We start from the raw sequence: 5084 nt of genomic DNA, 5'->3' as shown, positions 1-5084 counted from the left end.
GCCCTGAAAACTGCTGATGCAGGTTACCTGACTCGTCGTTTGGTCGATGTAGCTCAGGATGTTGTGATCCGTCTCGAAGATTGCGGTACTATTAATGGTATTGATGTAAAAGCCTTAAAACAGGGTGAAGATATCATCGAGCCACTAAAGGATCGTATCAAGGGCCGCGTTCTCCAGGAGGATGTCTTTGATCCCATCACAGACGAAATGATCGCTGAAGTAGGGGCGCTGGTCGATGAAGAATTGGCCATGAAGATATCTGAGTCGAATGTTGAAAAAGTTCGTATCAGATCGGTGCTTACCTGTGAAGCAGAATTTGGTGTTTGTGCAAAATGTTATGGCAGAAACATGTCCACCGCCAAGCTGGTAAATGCCGGTGAAGCAGTGGGTATCATGGCTGCCCAGGCTATTGGAGAACCAGGAACGCAGCTAACCCTGCGTACTTTCCACATTGGTGGTACTGCTTCTCGTATTATTGAAGAGAGTGAGCTATCAGCCAAATTTGATGGTATCATCAGGTATTCTCCCGGTCTGCGAGTTACCGAGCCGACCGATGTACTGGGTCGTATCGCTCTGGTTAGAAATAATTATGTTGAGATCGTCGATAAAAATAATCGTGCCTTAACGCGAGCCAATATTCCTTATGCCAGTATCGTAGAAGTGGCTGATGGAGAAAAGGTTACCCGTGGTCAGGGTCTGGTTCGTTGGGATCCTCGTACTGACTTTATTATTGCTCAGTCCGGGGGCACGATCCGCTTTGTTGAGATCGTTGAAGACATGACCTTTGTCGAGGAATCTGGTGAAAGTGGTAAGGTTGAACGCACCATCACAGATGCTCGTGGTATGCGGATGACCCCTCGTGTTGAAATAGTTGACAACGATGGTAAAGTTATCGGCAAGGACGTTGTGTTGCCCGTAGGTGCTGTATTGACAGTGAATGATGGGCAGAAGATCACAGCCGGTACTACTCTGGCTAAATTCTTAAAGGGTAAATCAAGAACTGCGGATATCACAGGTGGTTTGCCGCGAGTTGCAGAGTTGTTTGAAGCCCGTAACCCGGCCGATCCATCAGTTGTAACAGAAGTTGCTGGTATCGTCAATTATGGTGATCTGAAACGTGGTGTTCGAACCATTCTCGTTGAGACTCCAGATAATGTTAAATATGAATATTCAGTTCCTTATGGGCGTCATATCATTGTGCTGGATGGTGATTCCATTCAGGCTGGTGATCGACTCTGTGAGGGTCCGGTCTCACCGAAAGATATTCTCCGGATCAAGGGTGAACGAGAAGTTCAGGAATATCTGGTGAATGAGATCCAGGAAGTTTACCGGTTGCAGGGTGTGCGTATCAATGATAAACACATCGAGACGATCGTGCGTCAGATGATGCAGAAGATTCAGGTGGAGAATCCGGGAGATACCCGCTTCCTGCATCAGGATCGTGTAAATAAATTCCAGTTCCAGTTTGAAAATGAAAAAGTGCTTTCCATGGTGGTAGTCGAAAATGCAGGTGAATCTGCCTTTATGGAACATCAGTTAGTGGATCGCAATGATATGGAAACCGTAGTTGCAGATCTGAAAGCAAAAGAATCGGTTCTACCAGAGTATCGTGATGCAGAACCTGCCACGCATACTCCCTTATTGTTGGGAATCACCAGAGCTTCATTGAATACCGAGAGTGTATTTTCTGCCGCTTCATTCCAGGAAACTACTCGCGTATTGACCAATGCTGCCATCAATGCCAAGACCGATACCCTACGCGGTCTGAAAGAGAATATCATTGTTGGTCGCCTCATTCCCGCTGGAACCGGTCTACCGAAATATCTAAAGATCAAAGCTGAAGGACCTGTCAATGAAATTGCTGAACAGGTTCTAGAAGTGAGGAAGCAAAGGGAAGAAGCTAAGGCTTTTGTCCGTCAGAATTCAGAGCCCGAAAGTGAATAAATGACCTTGACTGCTCATAGGTCAGAAATTATACTGTGCGGCTTTTTAAAAGGAGATTAAATGCCCACGATTAATCAATTGGTGCGCAAAGGTAGAAAAAGCCTTGTGAAGAAGAAAAAAGCACCAGCACTTAAGTCATGTCCCCAAAAAAGGGGCGTGTGTACCAGAGTTTATACGACTACCCCGAAAAAGCCTAACTCGGCTCTTCGAAAGGTAGCCCGTGTTCGTTTAGCTAACGGGTATGAAGTAACCGCTTACATCCCTGGCGAAGGCCATAATTTACAGGAACACTCCATCGTTTTGATCGAAGGTGGTCGTGTAAAGGATTTACCAGGTGTGCGGTACCACATTATTCGTGGCACATTGGATACTGCCGGAGTTGAAAACCGGAGAACAAGTCGTTCACGCTATGGCGCAAAACGACCCAAATCATAAGAAATTGACTGATGCGTAGACGTAGACCAGAAAAACGAAGTATTTTGCCCGATCCAGTCCACAATGATGTGGGTGTTGCCCGTTTTATCAACTATTTGATGGAACGCGGAAAAAAAGGACTGAGTGAAAAGATTCTTTATGGTGCTTTTGACATTATCAAGCAAAAGACCAAGAGTGATCCATTAGAGCTTTTTAAGAAAGCGATAGAGAATGTTGGTCCCATTGTAGAAGTAAAATCCAAACGTGTTGGTGGAGCAACCTATCAGGTTCCCATCGAAGTCCGTGCAAACAGACGGCAGGCTTTGGCTTATCGCTGGATCATTTCTTTCGCAAAAAAACGTTCTCAAAAGACCATGTCCGAAAAATTAGCTGCCGAATTGATTGGTGCTGCTAATAATGAGGGCGGTTCGATCAAGAAACGCGAAGATACTCACCGTATGGCCGAGGCTAACAAAGCCTTCGCTCACTTTAGGTAAATTGTGAAGAAAACTAATCTCAGTAAGGTAAGAAATATTGGCATCATGGCTCATATTGATGCCGGTAAAACAACTACCACTGAGCGTATTCTTTATTATACGGGACGTACTCATCGCATAGGTGAAGTACATGATGGTGCTGCTACCATGGATTGGATGGAGCAGGAGCGTGAGCGGGGTATTACTATCACCTCCGCCGCAACCACCGCTTTTTGGAATGATCACAGGGTCAATATTATTGATACGCCCGGCCACGTTGATTTTACTGTGGAAGTTGAACGAAGTCTGCGAGTGCTGGATGGAGCTGTTGCTCTGTTTTGCGCAGTAGGTGGTGTTGAGCCCCAGAGTGAAACCGTTTGGCGCCAGGCTGATAAATACGGGGTTCCCCGGATCGCATTTGTAAATAAAATGGATCGTGTCGGTGCCGATTTCTATAACGTACTTGAGATGATTAAGAAGCGTCTGGGTGCCAATCCGATCCCAATCGTATTACCGATTGGGGCAGGTGATATGTTCACTGGTCTGATCGACCTGCTCTCCATGAAAGCAATTCTTTACAATGACAGCTCCCTGGGAGCTCATTTTGAATATAGTGATATACCCAAGGATATGATTGAAAAGGCCGATGAATATCGCCATTTACTGATTGAAGAAGTCGCCAGCTATGACGACTCACTTCTTGAAAAATATCTTGAAGGTGAAGAACTTGATCCTGATGAAGTGCGCGCTGCTATTCGGGCTGCCACCCTTGACGGTTCAATGATCCCAACCATGGTTGGTTCTGCCTTTAAAAATAAGGGTGTTCAGCGTCTGCTGGATGCCATTATTGATTACCTCCCTTCACCGTTGGATTTGCCGCCGGTTGAAGGACATGATGTAGATGACAATGAAAAAATCATCTATCGTAAAGCTGATGAGAATGAACCATTTGCGGCACTGGCGTTCAAAATCATGACTGATCCATACGTCGGTAAATTGACCTTTTTCAGAGTCTATTCCGGTTCTGTAAAGACTGGTGACTCAGTACTCAATACCATTAGTGGTAAAAGAGAGCGCGTTGGTCGACTGATGGTGATGCACTCCATTAAGCGTGAAGAGCGTGATCAGATATATGCTGGCGAGATCGCAGCGGCCATTGGTTTGCGCAATACTCGGACCGGTGATACACTATGTGCCCAGAAGCATCCGTTGGTTTTGGAGTCAATGGACTTTCCAGAGCCAGTAATTTCAGTAGCTATTGAACCTGAGTCTAAAGCCGATAACGATGCCTTGACAGTTGCCATGGCCAAGTTGGCTGAAGAAGATCCTACTTTCTTGGTGAATGTTGACCATGAAACAGGCCAGACCATTATTCGCGGTATGGGTGAGCTGCACCTTGAAATCATCGTTGATCGTCTCTTGCGTGAGTTCAAGGTAAATGCACGTGTCGGTACTCCGCAGGTTGCTTATGTTGAGACTATCTCCAAAAGTGTTGAACAAAATACAAAATTCTCGCGTCAGACAGGCGGTAAGGGACAGTATGGTCATGTAATGATCAGGGTTAGTCCCAATGAGTCAGGCAAGGGATATCATTTTGAAAACAAGATTGTCGGTGGCTCTGTTCCGCGTGAGTATATCCCGGCTGTTGATAAAGGTATCCAGGACGCGCTTAAGAATGGTGTGTTGGCTGGTTATCCCCTTATGGATGTTCGGGTTGAACTCTACGATGGGAGCTATCACGATGTCGATTCTTCAGAAATGGCCTTCAAAATCGCAGGATCAATGGCGATTCAGGCTGCCTGTAAGAAAGCAGGTCCCAAGCTGATGGAGCCTATGATGGCTGTTGAAGTTGTGGTTCCTGAAGAATATTTGGGTGATGTGATGGGTGATATTTCTTCACGACGTGGCAAAGTGCAGGGGATGACTCCTCGTAAAGATGCTCAGGTTGTGAATGCGTTTGTTCCCTTATCTGCAATGTTTGGTTATGCAACGGATCTCCGGTCATTAACACAGGGCCGGGCTGTATTCAGTATGCAGTTCGATCACTATGGATTGGTTCCAAAAAGCATTGCTGAAAAAATATTTGAAAAATCTTAAGACTCAAAATAAGTCTGGAGGAATTTAAAAAATGGCAAAACAAAAATTTGAACGTACCAAACCACACGTGAACGTCGGAACGATCGGTCACGTTGATCATGGTAAAACCACATTAACAGCAGCAATCACTCAGGTGTTGGCAGCTAAGGGCTT

General features: G+C 45.6%; 5 protein-coding genes. All 5 read left to right on the top strand.

All coding sequences use genetic code 11. The features are described from left to right. A partial coding sequence (locus tag U9Q77_03185) for a DNA-directed RNA polymerase subunit beta' (protein ID MEA3286368.1) occupies positions 1-1944 on the top strand: 1944 nt, incomplete at its 5' end. A gap of 60 nt (positions 1945-2004) precedes the next feature. Next, positions 2005-2379, top strand: coding sequence for a 30S ribosomal protein S12 (gene rpsL / locus U9Q77_03180; protein MEA3286367.1), 375 nt, complete (start codon positions 2005-2007; stop codon positions 2377-2379). A gap of 8 nt (positions 2380-2387) precedes the next feature. Then, positions 2388-2855 carry a 30S ribosomal protein S7 gene (gene rpsG, locus U9Q77_03175; protein ID MEA3286366.1) on the top strand — a complete coding sequence of 156 codons (468 nt, stop codon included), beginning with the start codon at positions 2388-2390 and terminating at the stop codon, positions 2853-2855. Further along, positions 2856-4931 carry an elongation factor G gene (fusA, locus tag U9Q77_03170; protein ID MEA3286365.1) on the top strand — a complete coding sequence of 692 codons (2076 nt, stop codon included), beginning with the start codon at positions 2856-2858 and terminating at the stop codon, positions 4929-4931. A 31-nt stretch (positions 4932-4962) separates the two neighbouring features. Further along, a partial coding sequence (locus U9Q77_03165; GenBank protein MEA3286364.1) for a GTP-binding protein occupies positions 4963-5084 on the top strand: 122 nt, incomplete at its 3' end.

This window comes from Candidatus Neomarinimicrobiota bacterium, from assembly GCA_034716895.1.
GTDB lineage: Bacteria > Fidelibacterota > UBA8477 > UBA8477 > JABMPR01 > JABMPR01.
Note: the sequence above shows the minus strand (reverse complement) of the source record. Positions and strands in the feature narration are given on the sequence as shown.